At 43.8% G+C, this 14,710-nt stretch carries 15 protein-coding genes; 5 read left to right on the forward strand and 10 right to left on the reverse strand.

Features of this window, described 5'->3' with window-relative positions; genetic code table 11:
- The first annotated feature begins 3 nt into the window (after positions 1 to 3).
- Complete coding sequence (locus OS173_RS00700; RefSeq protein WP_267182351.1) at positions 4 to 3,108, forward strand: efflux RND transporter permease subunit; 3,105 nt, start codon at positions 4 to 6, stop codon at positions 3,106 to 3,108.
- Between the two features lie 236 nt (positions 3,109 to 3,344).
- Entirely contained in the window at positions 3,345 to 3,626 is a 282-nt protein-coding gene (locus OS173_RS00705) for a hypothetical protein (RefSeq protein WP_267182352.1), read from the forward strand.
- Positions 3,627 to 4,522: 896 nt separating this feature from the next.
- On the opposite strand, the gene OS173_RS00710 is transcribed toward OS173_RS00705, so the two are convergent.
- From OS173_RS00710 to ribD, 7 genes are all read right to left on the reverse strand, one after another.
- Entirely contained in the window at positions 4,523 to 5,080 is a 558-nt protein-coding gene (locus tag OS173_RS00710) for a hypothetical protein (protein WP_267182353.1), read from the reverse strand.
- A 165-nt stretch (positions 5,081 to 5,245) separates the two neighbouring features.
- Entirely contained in the window at positions 5,246 to 5,581 is a 336-nt protein-coding gene (locus tag OS173_RS00715; protein ID WP_267182354.1) for a type II secretion system protein GspG, read from the reverse strand.
- A 306-nt stretch (positions 5,582 to 5,887) separates the two neighbouring features.
- A complete protein-coding gene (ribA, locus tag OS173_RS00720) occupies positions 5,888 to 6,466 on the reverse strand; it encodes a GTP cyclohydrolase II (protein ID WP_267182355.1) in 579 nt (192 codons plus the stop codon).
- Positions 6,463 to 6,897 carry a 6,7-dimethyl-8-ribityllumazine synthase gene (gene ribH / locus OS173_RS00725; protein ID WP_267182356.1) on the reverse strand — a complete coding sequence of 145 codons (435 nt, stop codon included), beginning with the start codon at positions 6,895 to 6,897 and terminating at the stop codon, positions 6,463 to 6,465. Before ribH ends, ribA begins: the two co-directional genes overlap by 4 nt.
- Positions 6,898 to 6,899: 2 nt before the next feature.
- A complete protein-coding gene (gene ribB, locus OS173_RS00730) occupies positions 6,900 to 7,991 on the reverse strand; it encodes a 3,4-dihydroxy-2-butanone-4-phosphate synthase (RefSeq protein WP_267182357.1) in 1,092 nt (363 codons plus the stop codon).
- Positions 7,992 to 7,994: 3 nt separating this feature from the next.
- Positions 7,995 to 8,597 (reverse strand): riboflavin synthase, encoded by a 603-nt coding sequence (locus OS173_RS00735; RefSeq protein ID WP_267182358.1) that lies wholly within the window; start codon positions 8,595 to 8,597, stop codon positions 7,995 to 7,997.
- A 1-nt stretch (position 8,598) separates the two neighbouring features.
- Entirely contained in the window at positions 8,599 to 9,720 is a 1,122-nt protein-coding gene (gene ribD, locus OS173_RS00740) for a bifunctional diaminohydroxyphosphoribosylaminopyrimidine deaminase/5-amino-6-(5-phosphoribosylamino)uracil reductase RibD (RefSeq protein WP_267182359.1), read from the reverse strand.
- A gap of 70 nt (positions 9,721 to 9,790) precedes the next feature.
- Between ribD and nadC the strand changes: the two genes are divergently transcribed.
- The 3 genes from nadC to OS173_RS00755 are packed head-to-tail and all read left to right on the forward strand — an operon-like array spanning position 9,791 to position 12,930.
- Positions 9,791 to 10,618 carry a carboxylating nicotinate-nucleotide diphosphorylase gene (gene nadC, locus OS173_RS00745; protein ID WP_267182360.1) on the forward strand — a complete coding sequence of 276 codons (828 nt, stop codon included), beginning with the start codon at positions 9,791 to 9,793 and terminating at the stop codon, positions 10,616 to 10,618.
- A complete protein-coding gene (locus tag OS173_RS00750; protein ID WP_267182361.1) occupies positions 10,619 to 12,274 on the forward strand; it encodes an NAD+ synthase in 1,656 nt (551 codons plus the stop codon).
- Positions 12,271 to 12,930, forward strand: a complete 660-nt coding sequence (locus OS173_RS00755) for a nicotinate-nicotinamide nucleotide adenylyltransferase (protein WP_267182362.1) — start codon at positions 12,271 to 12,273, stop codon at positions 12,928 to 12,930. Before OS173_RS00750 ends, OS173_RS00755 begins: the two co-directional genes overlap by 4 nt.
- Before the next feature lie 317 nt (positions 12,931 to 13,247).
- Here OS173_RS00755 and OS173_RS00760 read toward each other — a convergent pair whose 3' ends face one another.
- The 3 genes from OS173_RS00760 to OS173_RS00770 form a co-directional block, all read right to left on the reverse strand.
- A complete protein-coding gene (locus OS173_RS00760) occupies positions 13,248 to 13,976 on the reverse strand; it encodes a hypothetical protein (RefSeq protein WP_267182363.1) in 729 nt (242 codons plus the stop codon).
- 112 nt (positions 13,977 to 14,088) lie between these two features.
- Entirely contained in the window at positions 14,089 to 14,400 is a 312-nt protein-coding gene (locus OS173_RS00765) for a type II toxin-antitoxin system RelE/ParE family toxin (protein ID WP_267182364.1), read from the reverse strand.
- Entirely contained in the window at positions 14,388 to 14,645 is a 258-nt protein-coding gene (locus OS173_RS00770; RefSeq protein ID WP_267182365.1) for a type II toxin-antitoxin system Phd/YefM family antitoxin, read from the reverse strand. The genes OS173_RS00765 and OS173_RS00770 overlap by 13 nt, the downstream gene beginning before the upstream one ends.
- Between the last annotated feature and the right edge of the window lie 65 nt (positions 14,646 to 14,710).

Genomic DNA, 14,710 nt, shown 5'->3' on the forward strand with positions numbered 1-14,710 from the left:
ATAATGATTGAGTCAATAATCAAGACATCTATTCAAAAGCGCTGGTTGGTGATGGTTGCTGTACTGGTTCTGATTGCCTTGGGACTGTGGAATGTGCGCAATTTGCCCATCGATGCGGTGCCGGATATCACCAATGTACAAGTCCAGATTAATACCAATGCACCCGGTTATTCACCCTTAGAAACGGAACAACGGATCACGTACCCGGTAGAAACGGCACTGGCCGGTATTCCGAATTTGGCCTACACCCGATCACTGTCACGTTATGCCTTATCGCAGGTTACCGTGGTTTTTGAAGAAGGCACGGATATTTATTTTGCGCGCAATTTAATTAATGAGCGACTGGGCGCCATTAAAAGCCGTTTACCTGAAGGCTTAACGCCGGAAATGGGCCCCATCACCTCAGGGTTGGGTGAAATATTCATGTACACCGTTGAGGCTGAACCAGGTTATACCAAGCCCGATGGCAGCCGCATCAACGCCATAGAATTAAGAGAGATTCAGGATTGGATTATTAAACCTCAGCTGGCTTTGGTTAAAGGGGTGACTGAGGTTAACAGCATTGGTGGTTACAATAAACAATATCATGTTAATCCAAGCCCGGAGAAGATGCTGAATTATGGTATTTCCTTTCAAGACATTGAACAAGCCTTACAGCAAAACAACCTCAATCAGGGCGCCGGCTATATCGAAACCAATGGCCAACAAATATTGGTCAGATCACCCGGTCAATTAAAAACCATTCACGATATAGAGCATGTGGTGGTAAAAACATTTGAGTATGCACCGATTAAGATCAAAGACATTGCCACAGTCAACATCGGCAAACAACTGCGTTCAGGTGCCGCCACTAAAAATGGTGCAGAAACGGTATTGGGAACGGCCATGATGCTGGTTGGTGAAAACTCGCGGGCAGTGGCGCATTCCGTGGCGCAAAAGGTGCAAGAAATCAGTGGCACCTTACCTGAAGGCGTCCTCATTAATCCGGTTTATGACCGAACCACATTGGTTGATAAAGCCATCTGGACTGTGGAAAAAAATCTCACGGAAGGTGCGTTACTGGTTATCGTTATCTTGTTTGTGCTGTTGGGCAATTTCAGGGCGGCTTTGATAACCGCTGCAGTGATTCCCATCGTGATGTTGGTTACCATCAGCGGTATGGTCGAAGCCGGTGTCTCTGCCAATCTTATGAGTTTAGGGGCCTTGGATTTTGGTTTGATTGTCGATGGCGCGGTGATTATTATGGAAAATTCAATCAGACGACTGGCCGAAGCCCAAAAAGAGCAGGGTAAGCTACCACTAAAAGAACGATTAGAAGTGGTATTTAATGCCACCAATGAGGTCATCAGACCCAGTTTATTCGGGGTGATCATTATTACGGTGGTTTATATACCCTTGTTTTCACTGACAGGCGTCGAAGGCAAAATGTTTCATCCCATGGCAGCCACTGTGGTTATGGCCTTGCTGGCCGCGCTGGTGTTGTCTTTTACCTTTATTCCGTCCGCCGTGGCGATATTTATGAATGGCAAGGTCAGTGAAAAAGAAAGTATTCTTATTCGTGCCACTAAATCAATCTATCGTCCCATGCTTAAAGGCGCGATTAAATTACGCTGGCTGGTGTTGTTCGGTGCCATGGCTTTGGTTGGTTTTTCCGGCTGGCTCTACACCACCATGGGTTCAGAATTTATACCCGAATTAGACGAAGGTGATTTGCTGATTCACGCCATCAGGATTCCCGGTACCGGACTTGATCAAGTGGTTAAGATGCAATTTTTGTTGGAAGAAAAACTGGCTGAATTTCCTGAAGTTGAAGACGTGTTTTCAAAAAGTGGTACACCGGAAATTGCCAACGACCCCATGCCACCCAATGTTACCGATACCTTTGTCATATTAAAACCTTATAATCAGTGGACGGATTCGACACTAACCAAGCAGGGATTGATTGAAAAAATCGAACACGTCATTAAGCAATTACCCGGTAATAATTATGAATTCACGCAACCGATTCAGATGCGTTTTAACGAACTCATTTCCGGGGTCAGGGCTGATTTGGGCATTAAGATCTTTGGTGATGATTTAGATTTATTGCTCAAGTCAGGGAATGACATACTATCAATTCTCAATCAAATTGAAGGTGTCGCAGATGCCCGGGTTGAACAGATTACCAACTTACCCATGCTGTCCATTGTCCCTAAACGTGACTCGATGGCGCTTTATGGTCTTCATGTGGCTGACGTTCAATATGTTATTAAATCTGCAATTGGTGGCACAGGCGCGGGTGTCGTTTATGAAGGCGACCGCCAGTTTGAAATCGTGGTTCGTTTAGATGAAGATTCACGTCGGGATATCAATTATCTGAATGCACTGCCTGTGCCTTTAACTACCGGTGGCTATGTGCCTTTAAGCGAAGTCGCCGAGATTATTTTGGCGCCCGCACCGAATCAAATTAGTCGCGAAAATGGTAAACGCCGCGTGGTGGTGACAGCCAATGTCAGAGACCGGGATTTGGGCTCGTTTGTTGATGAAGCTAAAACAAAAATCACCACCGAAGTTAAATTACCTGCCGGTTATTGGCTGGATTATGGTGGTACATTTGAACAATTAGAATCAGCCAACAAAAGGCTGTCCATTGTTGTACCAATTACCTTGGCCATTATATTCGGATTACTGGTTATGGCCTTCAGCTCCTTTAAAGATGCGCTGATTATCTTTAGCGGCGTACCTTTGGCGCTGACCGGCGGGATTATATCTCTGTGGTTAAGAGGTATGCCTTTGTCGATTTCAGCCGGCGTCGGCTTTATCGCATTGTCCGGTGTTGCCGTACTCAATGGCTTGGTGATGTTATCCTTTATGCGAGAATTGTGGAAGCAAACCGGTGAGCTCTATCACTCGGTCATCCAGGGTGCCATGACCCGATTACGCCCGGTCTTAATGACCGCTCTGGTGGCGAGTTTAGGCTTTGTACCCATGGCACTAAATACAGGAATTGGTTCGGAAGTTCAACGTCCACTGGCCACGGTGGTCATTGGTGGTATCATTTCATCCACCATATTAACTTTATTTGTACTGCCTATTTTGTACCACTTCATTCATCGGGAGAAAAATTGATCTTAGGGTATGGACACAATAGTAGGGTAAATAGATGACTCATGGGTAATATTGATAGCCCTTGATATTTTATAAATTGAATACATTAAAGGTGACATAAACAGTAAAATACATAACCCAAATATCGACATGATTTTGTTCAAACATTGTATAGATTCATGTTTTAAATTTGATTCTATAACGACAGAAACATTAAATTTTATATTACCCTAAATGGCGTGAACCAATAATTTTATATGATTGCCTCAAATAAATTTAATGTTTTCCTGTGCCTGGCTGTTCTATCATTTACGGCGGCATCTGAAGAGAAACCATATTTTTCTGACCATGTGACGGGAATTCAGGCAGTCACTTCTCTTCACCATGAAAATAATAATGATGATTTAGATCTTTGTTTATTAAAACCTGCCAAGAAAGTTTCACACGTATATTGCCAGGATCAGTATTATTTTCAGAATTCTAAGCAAAAATTTTTCAGCTACCTCCCTAAATCCCCTCGGGGACCTCCGGTTATTTAAAGAAGTTTCTTAAAACGATCTTTAATCATATTAATGCATTACTACTGTCATCACGATGATGTCTGCAGCGTATATGCGTACATGAGTTTAGGTGATTATTTAATGAAGATGCCTCGCTTGCTTGCTTCAATTTTCATCACTGAAATATAGGCTCTTTTTTTGAATTAACCTTATTCAGATTCAGCCATCTCAGCAATTTTCAGGCGTCAATGGCTGACGTCGAAATAATCGACATAAACAATGGGTCATAATGACAATGACCCCAGAATTAATAGAACACCGGAGATTAATATGCTCAACCAACTTAATACATTGACCGCCACAAATGCCTTTGTGTTTTTTATATTTGCCTTACTAATAACACAACACCTTTGCTTATTTTTTGACATTTCCAGGTTCCAAAAACACCCACTCAGTCAACTGAATTATGTGAACGCAGGAGTACTGTCTGCGTTAATAACAACGGCAGCCTTTTACACTGTTAGGCTGTCATCAATGACACATAAAGTGATGTTAATAGCAGTCATTGCTGTCATTTCTGCGACCACAATTACTCTGACACTACAAAGGGTCTCTGATTGGCTATTTCAGCGTAACTCAAAAACTGCCTAATTGACAAATAAACAAACAAACGCAACACGCGTTTTTCGAAACAAGCCAGCTTGGGTTTTCAGGCTGGCTTATTGCGTGATAATGAAGGAATTTTAGTATTCAGTCTATTGCTGGAGATCTTAAAACTCTGACCATTGAGAGTTGTTCGAAAGTTCAGCGATCAATGGGTTTTTGGTGATAAAGGGGAGGGAAGTGACGCCTAAGAAATAGGAATGTATTTTTCTGATGTTCCGAATAAGGATGAATAACCACACAAATCCCTTTGTGTGGCTTTTTGTTGCGTTTTAAAACATAAAACGAAAACCAACGTTGGCGCCCAAGTCACCGTCAAGGCTTTCGAACTCCGCGGTAAAGGCATGTGCTCTGGATATTTTGAATAAGCCTTTAACACCGGCCTCAAAATAGCCGTCGTTGGCTTTATCCACTTCGGTATAGCCGGCCTTGGTGATTAATTCAAAATGAGGGTTAAAGGTGGTGCGGGTACCCACAAAAGCACCATAACTAAAACTGTCATCAAAGCGGCTTTCAAATTGTCCCAATTTGAGTTCACTGTAAAAATCCGTGATGCCGGTTAAACCGGTATGAAAACCAAGTTTTGCACCATAACGATCTAAACCACCGCGACCACGATTTGGACTCAAGTCACTGTAGTAACCGCCCAGGTAAAAATGTCGGCTTAAATCAAAAGCACCATCAACATAAAAACCATCGGCATGGTTACTACCGGAAAGATCCAGATAGTTATAACCTAATTCAAAATAATTATATTTAATGGCTTCTGCTGCCATGGCCGAACCGGCTGTTCCAGCCAGAAATAGGGCACCTAATAATATTTTTCTCATTTCGCACTCCAATTTAATTAAATTAAGATATGAGATAACCTCTCATTGTCGGCGGCATTATAGGCATTTCAGTCTGAACAATCAGTGAACTGTTTTGAATTATTCCAGATCCGCTACGTATAGACCTTTAATTATGATTAAGAAATACTGATGAGATTTTAGGGTTTAAGGTATAGACCATACAATATTTCCTGAACTGAGTTGATAGTAGGCATTATTTCCGTCTTTATAACCGATACTATTTCCTGCTGAGTACAAGCTATATACCGACGTTTTAGGGTCATAGTTATAGCCATATTCGACACCCCATGGGTCAGTTAAATGTTCTATATTTATAAATGGGTCCATCCAGGGTTTTTTAATTGGTGTGTGTAATTCTGAAAGGCTATTAGGATAAGTCCCGGTTATAAATTTATATTGAGCCAAAATTTGATCAACTTTTCTTAAACCTTTGGATGATTGAACATGTTTATCTTTCTCTGGATTAGGGTGATAAGTCATGATGCATGCAGTGCTGTAAAGAAACCAAACACATAATATGATGACGATCATAAATATAGAGACAACGTAAGCGAATATTTTTGATTTGCTCATTATGAGTTTTTAGGGGTGTTAGCAAATACTGACTCATGCAATTAGCTTTAGTTCAATATTGAGCATTACAAATATGCGCATAATATATATTATGTTAAATTATAGATGGATTTATGGTTAATGTATTTTCTTAGGTAAATGGGATAAACCATTATCATTAAACGATATATTTAAACTTAATGTAAATTATAGGCCTATTTTGGATATGGCGGATTAATCCAGGTGTTTAAATCGGTTTCTTTTGGTGTCGATGTAGCGTTTGTTGTGGGGATTGTGGCCGACGTGTAAGGGAATGCGTTTGTGTACGCTGATGCCTTGAGATTCTAAGGCCTCTATTTTTTCTGGGTTATTGGTCATGAGATCGACCTGTTTGATGTTGAGATGGGCGAAGACCTCTTTGAGCATGCCGTAGTCGCGGCTGTCAGCGGCGTGACCTAGTTTGATGTTGGCGTCGAAGGTGTCCATGCCTTGATCTTGGAGTTGGTAGGCTTTGATTTTTTCAGTGAGTCCGATGCCCCGACCTTCCTGACGCAGATAGATTAAGACGCCCTGTCCGGCTTTTTGGATGGCTTGCATGGCGTGTGCCAGTTGTGGTCCGCAATCACAGCGTAAACTGAATAAACCATCTCCTGTGAGGCACTCAGAATGAATTCTGGTGAGGACAACATCACTTTCAGACAAGCTGCCCATTACCAAGGCCAGATGTTCCTGTCCATCGTCTTCAAATACATGAACCTGAAATGTGCCGAATTCTGTGGGTAATTCAGCTTGTGAGATAAATCGTAAGCTCATCGTTGGATGGTTTTTTTCAATTCAAGTAAGCTCACCACGGCATGAGCGGCTTCGTTGCCTTTGTTATGTTTGCCCATGGATTCATCGGCAGACGATCTGGCCAATGCCTGGTTTTCATTTTCAACGGTTAAAATGCCATTGCCGATGGGTATGTTGTGTCTCAACGAAACATCCATCAGTCCGCGGGCACTTTCCTGGCAAACATAGTCAAAATGGGCCGTTTCGCCGCGAATCACTGCCCCCAGGGCAATTAAACCGTCAAATTGTTCGGTTTCGGCCAGCATTTGGCAAGCGAGCGGTATTTCTAAGGCCCCGGCGACTTCAAAGTACTGAAAGTCGATGTTTTTACCGGATAGATAGCGGGTGGCACCCTCATATAAGCCATCGATAATGTGTTTGTAGTAGGGCGCCAATACGATGCCAATATTCATAATTATTTCTCGTAAGTAAGGTATTCACAAATCGTTAATCCAAAACCAGATAAGGCGGGATAACGGGCTTCAGGGCTCATGAGTTGCATTTCGCCAACGTTTAAATCTTTCAGAATTTGGGAGCCGACACCGACATTTTGGTACACTGATTCTCGTTTTTTCTGATGATTGAATTGATCATCGATATCAATCGGTACGGATTCATTGCTGTTAAGAATCACCAACACGCCCTCGCCCCGATCTGCGATGGTTTTCATCGCCCGTTGTGCCGTCCAGTAATTATCATTTGAGTCAAGACCGCGTAATTCACGGAAAAAATGACCAAATTGAACCCGCACCGGTACTGGTTTATCCGCCTGTAAATCACCGCGATAAAAGGCCAGGTGTTCACAATTGGCAATGGCATCACGGTATTTCTTGACCTTAAAAGAACCCCATTGAGTATCATAACTAAATTCATCTTCCACCGTTACCGTGGTTTCATTCATGGAACGGTATTCAATTAAATCAGCGATGGTACCGATTTTAATGTCATGCTGCCTGGCAAATTTTACCAAGTCATCCCGTCGCGCCATGGAACCGTCTTCATTCATGATTTCCACAATCACTGCGGCCGGTGTGCGACCGGACAACAGTGCCATATCACAACCGGCTTCGGTATGCCCTGCTCTCGACAACACCCCGCCCGGCTCTGCCATTAGCGGAAAGATATGTCCCGGCATCACCAGATCTTCGGGCTTGGCATTGACTTCGACCGCATCAATGATGGTTTTATAACGGTCATAGGCTGAAATGCCGGTGGTAATGCCATGCGCCGCATCAATCGACACGGTGAAATTGGTCGCCAATTGTGCGGTATTTTCATGCACCATCAGCGGTAATTTAAGCTGTTCACATTTTTCCCGGGTCAAGGTCAAACAAATAAGTCCACGGGCATGCTTGGTCATGAAATTAACCACTTCCGGGGTGATGGCATTGGCGGCGATGATAAGATCACCTTCATTTTCGCGTTCTTCATCATCCATCATGATGATCATTTTGCCGGCTTTAATGTCTTCGATTAATTCGGCAGTGCTATTAAGTTCTAATGGCATTTTTCACCTATTATAATATTGCAGCATTTTGTCTGCATATCGTGCCATGGTATCGATTTCAAAATTGACCTGGTGGTTAACTTGAATCGAATCCAGATTGGTGGCTTCGAGGGTATGGGGGATGAGGTTAACGGTAAATTGATCACCGTTTACTTCGTTAACGGTTAAGCTTACACCATTCAGTGTAATCGAGCCTTTTGGCACCACAAAACGTTCAAATCCCGGGGGTAATTGAAAAGTAAACACTTCGCTGCGGGCTTCAGATTCTCGCTTAACACAGGTGGCCAGGCCATCCACATGACCGCTGACCAAATGTCCACCCAAAGGCGTTTGTAAGGTCAGGGCCGGTTCAATATTGACCGCAGTGCCCGGTTGCCAGGCCTTGACCGATGTTTTACGCACGGTTTCCATGGATACATCCACCGCCACCACATCGTCGCGACGATCCACCACGGTTAAACACACCCCATCCATGGCTATGGAATCTCCGATTTGAATGCGTTCATAATCGGCCAATGCGGTATTAATGTGAAACCGTAGGTCGCCCTGGTCTTGGCTGTTGTGCTCGATGACTTCACCGATGCTTTGTATAATTCCGGTAAACATATTATTTTAAGGACGCACGAAGGCGCCAGTCTTGGCCAAAAGCCTGCATTGAGATTGTGACGATATGGAGTCTGTTGGCCATTTTATCAATATGAAAATTCAATAAAGGTCGTCCTGAAGCACCCATCAGCACCGGTGCGGTATAAATCACCAGTTCATCCACCAATTTAGCTTCAACAAAAGCCCCCGATAAAGTCGCTCCGGCTTCCACCAGCACCTCATTGATGCCCAGCTCGCCCAGATAATGTAACACCGCGGCTAAGTCCACACGTTGATTTGTTCCCGGCATGGATTGTACGGTACATCCGGTTTCGCGAAAAGCCTGTATACGTTCCTGTGACGCGTTTGCACACACCAGTAACACCGGTTGCTGCTGCAAAATTGTGGCATTAAGGGGTGTTCGTAATTGGCTGTCAATAATCACCCGCAATGGCTGTTGCTCATTAAAAAAGTGTGGTTTGCTGTAATCTTTTTCCGGTAATGCCTCAGGCCGTACGGTTAAGCGGCAATCATCCTGAATCACTGTTTCCACACCAGTGATAATGGCACCGCTGCGTGCCCGCCAATGTTGAACATCACGTCTGGCCGCTTCACCGGTAATCCAATAACTTTCACCACTGGCCATGGCTGTGCGGCCATCAAGGGATTGAGCCAATTTGCAACGCACCAAGGGTATTTTTTCACGCATACGTTTAAAAAATCCCGCATTCAAATCGTCGCCCAGTTCTGATAAAACGCCGGTGGTCACATCGATACCGGCCTCTTTAAGCTGTTGTAAACCCTGGCCACCGACCAAACCATTGGGATCGGTATTGGCCACCACCACCCGCGCCACACCGGCATCAATCAACGCCTGACTGCATGGCGGTGTTTTGCCGTGATGACAACAAGGTTCTAAGGTGACATAAGCGGTACTGCCTTTGGCCCGTTCACCGGCCTGTTGTAAAGCGTAGATTTCCGCATGGGATTCGCCCGGGCGTAAATGAAAACCTTCGCCTATAATTGAACCATCTTTGACCAAGACACAGCCGACTCGCGGATTTTCGCCGGTGGTGAACAGGCCTTGTTCAGCCAATTCAAAGGCTTTTTCCATGTATTTTAAATCTTCGCGCTTGTGATTCATGGCGTGCTTTACGATAATGTGCTGACTTGGCCGAAAGGCCGTTATTTTAACAGGAATTGGATTAAAGACCATGAATCCCACGCTTTATCGACCGATTATTGCCAACGCGTTGGCTGAAGACATTCACCATCAAGACATCACCGGTGAAGGCATCTTTACTCAACAGGATCAATGCCATGCGAAATTAATCGCGAAGGAAAATGGCATCGCCGCCGGTTTGGCGGTCTTTAAGGAAACTTTTTTACTGCAAGATTCGTGTATTCAGGTCGAATTAAAAATAAATGACGGGGATCAGGTGACGGTTAAAGAAGTGGTGGCGATAATTTCCGGGCCCACGCAATCAGTCCTGGCCGCAGAACGGGTGGCTTTAAATTTATTGCAACGCATGAGCGGCATTGCCAGCTTAACCCGGCAATTTGTGGATTTGTGTGAAGGTAAAAGCCATATTTTAGACACCCGCAAAACCGCACCGAATTTACGTATCTTAGATAAATGGGCGGTGCGCTTGGGTGGCGGTATGAACCATCGCATGGGTTTATATGACATGGCCATGCTCAAAGAAAATCACATCAAAGCCGCCGGCGGTATTGCAGCGGCGGTGAATAAACTCCGTGATTTTCACCATGATGCGATTTTGATTGAAGTTGAAGTCACCAATTTAGACGAACTCAAACAAGCGCTGGCCTGTGATGTTTATCGCATTATGCTCGATAATATGTCCAATGACATGATGCGCGAAGCGGTGGCCCTCAGTGACGGCAAAACACCCTTAGAAGCCTCAGGCAACGTGAATTTAGACACAGTCGCCGGGATTGCCGCCACCGGTGTGGATTTTATCTCGGTGGGTGCCCTCACCCACTCGGTTAAAGCCCTCGATTTCAGCTTATTGGTGGTTTAAATGTCTGCCCAACAAACACACATAGCGCAACTGCGTATTTGCCTGGCGCAAATTAATACCACGGCCGGTGATATCAGCGGTAACCAACAACATATTATCAGCGCCGTTGAACAAGCACAAAAAGACCGTGCCGATTTGATTGTCTTTCCGGAATTAACCATCAGTGGTTACGGTTGTGGCGATTGGCTGTTGCATGATTATTTTATTGAGGATTGTCTCAGCGCAGTTAATGAAATCGTACCCAAATGCTCAGATCTTGTGGCCGTTATCGGCCTGCCACGCACAGCGCCGGTGGGAGAGGATGGCCAGCCGCGTTGCTATAACAGTGCCGCGGTTATTCAGAACGGCCAATTACTGGGTTTTTATGATAAACAAGCCCTGCCCAATTACCTGATATTCGATGAAGTGCGGCATTTTGTCGTCGGCCAAGGCGATGGTGTATTTTCACTCACCATTAACAACCAAGACATCGCCCTCGGTGTCAGTATTTGTGAAGACCTGTGGCATGAGGCCCGGGCGGTTAAACAACAAGCCGAAATGGGCGCTGATTTATTGATTAATTTAGGTGCTTCACCCTATGCCCTGGGCAAACCCGAACGCCGCCATCAGCAATTTGCACAAACAGCCCGGGAACTGAATAAACCGCTGGTTTATGTTAACGCCATTGGCGGCCAGGATGAATTGGTGTTTGACGGTCACAGCGGTCTGGTGCATGGTGATAACAGTGAACAATTACCGGGCTTTCAGGAAGCCATCAAAAGCCATACATTAAATCAACTGGCAGGCCGAAGTGTTGACAAAAATCCTTTGGCGGATTTATATGCCGCCTTGCGATTGTCACTCAAAGATTATGTCCATAAAAATGGTTTTAACGAGGTCATCTTGGGTTTATCCGGCGGCATTGATTCGGCACTGGTGGCCACTTTAGCGGCCGATGCTTTGGGTGCGGATAAAGTCTATACCCTGCTCTTACCATCAAAATATTCTTCGGATCATTCTGTGGATGATGCCCAACAATTAGCCAACAACCTCGGCATTCAATCTGAGATTGTGCCAATAAAAACAGCCCATGATGTCTTTGAAAAACAGTTAACACCACACTTTAAAGACTACCACCACGGTCTGACCGATGAAAATCTGCAGGCCAGAATCCGTGGTCTGTTGTTGATGGCTTTTTCCAATAACCACAATAAACTGGTGCTCGCCACCAGTAATAAAAGTGAGTCTGCAGTCGGTTACAGCACCTTATACGGCGATATGGTTGGTGGCTTTGCGCCGATTATTGATGTCTATAAAACCGACGTGTATGCCTTGTGCCGATATCGCAATCAGCAAAACCCTGTGATCCCGGAAAATATAATCAGCAAGCCACCCTCGGCGGAACTGCGACCGGATCAAAAAGACAGCGACAGCCTACCCGATTACGATGTCCTCGATACCATCTTAACTGCCTACATCGAGCAGCGACAATCGCCGCAAGCCATAGCCACTATTTTAGAAATCGATCAGGCCGTGGTTAAAGACGTTATTAACAAGGTCAATCGGGCTGAATACAAACGTCGGCAGGGTGCCATCGGCTCATCGGTCAGTGGCATGAAATTGGGCGCAGACCGTAGAATGCCGCTCACCTTTAACTATAAAAAGCCGACAGCATGAATAACAATCAAGCCATCACCTGGGTATTCGGCCTGACCGCCGACCCCATCCATCGCGGCCACGAACAGGTTGTAAAAAATACACTGGCTAAGTCTCAAGAACTCGGTTTAAAAACGTCCGAATTTATCCTTGTTCCAACTTACCAACCCAATTTGATCGCCGATAAATCATCTCCCATTGCCACATTTGAACAGCGCTTTGAAATGTGTAAGTTAGTGGCCAAAGAGTTAAGCCAAGAATTGGAAACAGATATCACCGTCAACGATATTGAGCAAAAAATCCATAACAGGCAACCCAGTTACACCTACGACACCCTGGATGCCTTAGCCAAAGATCACGATAACTTAATCCTGATAATCAGCAGCGACCATGCCCACGGCCACGCCCCAAAATTCCGCCAATGGCACCGCTGGGATGAATTGATTAACCGCTTCGGCCTGATAATCCACGAACGCCCCGGTTACCCTTTGAACGACTGCTTCGTCAGCTACCTCAAAGAACTTAATCCCAACGTTTACGTTGCCAAAAACCAAGCCAACATCGACATCTCATCCTTAAGATTAAGAAACGCCTACGCCTACGGTGCAGAAGTCTCAGAAGCGCATATTAATCCGGCGGTGGATGGTTATATTAAGCGGTTTGGGTTGTACAGTTAAACGACTTAGACAATGTCAAGAACTGCGACATCGATTTGCATGGATGCAAGGAATGCAGAGATTGTCTGATCACCAACAATAGGGCCCTTAAGGCAACGGCAGGACAGCCGTTTTACCATGCGCAGCAAGCCCGAAGGGCTGATGACATGAATGTCATAAAGTACAACAACTGCCTCATGCCCCGACACGGAGATCCAATCGCTATCGAGTCCAATCTATCGCGATACACCTAAATCCTTGTAGGCGAGTATGCGAAGCATACAAAAGCAAAGCTTTTAATTATTAAAGGTGATAATCATTACTTTATTCAGAATTTTTTAAAGCAAAACTTTTAAATTCTGTTGCTTTTCTTCAAGTAGCTTACTAAAGGCTTCTGTATCAATATCTCTTTTTATGTATTGCTCAAGACTGAGAGTCACAAACGTTAAAATATGTGGAGGCGTATTTATCTTAGGTGACCAGGTTTGACCATACATTTGACCATATTGATTGCCATTAACATAAAACTGATGAATCTCACCAACATTTGCAGAAGAGCACTTATTGTAAACAGAATATTTTGTTTTAATGAGAACCTGTTCGAATATGGCACTTAAGTTATTAACCAAATCGACCTTAATTGGTCGATAAATGGTATCAATGTCGCTTAATTTTGCTTTTGATAAATCCTCAGCTTTGGAAAAAGTTAATGCTGCCCGAAAATGTCCTTTTTCATCATCTAAAATAGTAATTATTTTCGCTTGGCTAAATGATGGATAAACAATGGTTTCTAAAACCACTGACTCATTATCGGACATAATTCGCTTTTTACCAAGCACCTCAGCAGACATGAAATAATTTCCATAGCTATTATCTACAGGCCAAAGATGTTGAGACTCTTCTTTACACCTTATTTGTTCATCACCTGAATCCTGAGCAATCGCATTAAATGCAGGTAAAGCAAATACCATAATTAACCAAAACAAGCATCCTTTTAATGTTTTAAAAGCAGTGTTATCAGTGAGAATGAATTGTTTGGTTTTATTTAACTTCAAATTTTTAAACATAAAATCAATGTATATTAAGGATCAATCTTTTATTATAACTTTGAAACTGCCATTCAAAATAAAGAATATTCCATAAATATAATTTCATTTTAAATCGAAATTAATTGGTGTTTTAAATACTACGGTCACTCAACATATACCGACGCAAAAGCCGCTCGCTACTCATTACATAAACGATATACACTTTCTCACCTTGAACGCGATAAAAAATAAGACAAGGTTTAACGACAAGTTCTCGGTAACGGGTGTTTGCAGTGAGTTCAGCCGGTTTTTTACCGGAATCAGGGAATTGGGCCAAGCGCTTGACCTTGGAAAATACTTTTTGAACTAAATGTTGTGCCGCAGTGGGTTTATCAAGTGCAATATACTCAGCTATTTCATCTAAGTCGATTAAAGCCGATTCCGTCCAAATTATTTCAGCCATTTCGCCATTTTTTCAGACGCTTGACTGTGTGAATACGTGCGCCCTTCTTCAATGGCCGCTTCACCACGGGCAATGCCTTCTATAATAGCCATACGCTTTTGCAGCATGTCATAATGTTCGACATCAACAAGATACGCAGACGGTCGACCATGCTCAGTTATCAGTATAGGCTCTTTAGATTCACGCAAATCAGTTAATATTTTTGTGGCCTGATGCTTCAATATTGTGGCAAGTTCTGTTTTCATACAGTTATTATACTATCACTTTCATGAATACAAGCATCTCTCGATAGTTATCAATGGATTAATGA

This window comes from Marinicella gelatinilytica, assembly GCF_026410405.1.
In the GTDB taxonomy this organism is placed as follows: Bacteria; Pseudomonadota; Gammaproteobacteria; order Xanthomonadales; family Marinicellaceae; genus Marinicella; species Marinicella gelatinilytica.

Bases quoted from the DNA above. Each gene is read 5' to 3' on its own strand.
- nadC (WP_267182360.1), top strand. From the start codon at position 9,791: ATGAATCCCACGCTTTATCGACCGATTATTGCCAACGCGTTGGCTGAA.
- OS173_RS00715 (WP_267182354.1), bottom strand. From the start codon at position 5,581: ATGACTTATCACCCTAATCCAGAGAAAGATAAACATGTTCAATCATCC.
- OS173_RS00760 (WP_267182363.1), bottom strand. From the start codon at position 13,976: ATGTTTAAAAATTTGAAGTTAAATAAAACCAAACAATTCATTCTCACT.
- ribD (WP_267182359.1), bottom strand. From the start codon at position 9,720: ATGAATCACAAGCGCGAAGATTTAAAATACATGGAAAAAGCCTTTGAA.
- OS173_RS00700 (WP_267182351.1), top strand. From the start codon at position 4: ATGATTGAGTCAATAATCAAGACATCTATTCAAAAGCGCTGGTTGGTG.
- OS173_RS00705 (WP_267182352.1), top strand. From the start codon at position 3,345: ATGATTGCCTCAAATAAATTTAATGTTTTCCTGTGCCTGGCTGTTCTA.
- OS173_RS00735 (WP_267182358.1), bottom strand. From the start codon at position 8,597: ATGTTTACCGGAATTATACAAAGCATCGGTGAAGTCATCGAGCACAAC.
- OS173_RS00765 (WP_267182364.1), bottom strand. From the start codon at position 14,400: ATGGCTGAAATAATTTGGACGGAATCGGCTTTAATCGACTTAGATGAA.
- OS173_RS00770 (WP_267182365.1), bottom strand. From the start codon at position 14,645: ATGAAAACAGAACTTGCCACAATATTGAAGCATCAGGCCACAAAAATA.
- OS173_RS00710 (WP_267182353.1), bottom strand. From the start codon at position 5,080: ATGAGAAAAATATTATTAGGTGCCCTATTTCTGGCTGGAACAGCCGGT.
- ribH (WP_267182356.1), bottom strand. From the start codon at position 6,897: ATGAATATTGGCATCGTATTGGCGCCCTACTACAAACACATTATCGAT.
- ribA (WP_267182355.1), bottom strand. From the start codon at position 6,466: ATGAGCTTACGATTTATCTCACAAGCTGAATTACCCACAGAATTCGGC.
- OS173_RS00750 (WP_267182361.1), top strand. From the start codon at position 10,619: ATGTCTGCCCAACAAACACACATAGCGCAACTGCGTATTTGCCTGGCG.
- ribB (WP_267182357.1), bottom strand. From the start codon at position 7,991: ATGCCATTAGAACTTAATAGCACTGCCGAATTAATCGAAGACATTAAA.
- OS173_RS00755 (WP_267182362.1), top strand. From the start codon at position 12,271: ATGAATAACAATCAAGCCATCACCTGGGTATTCGGCCTGACCGCCGAC.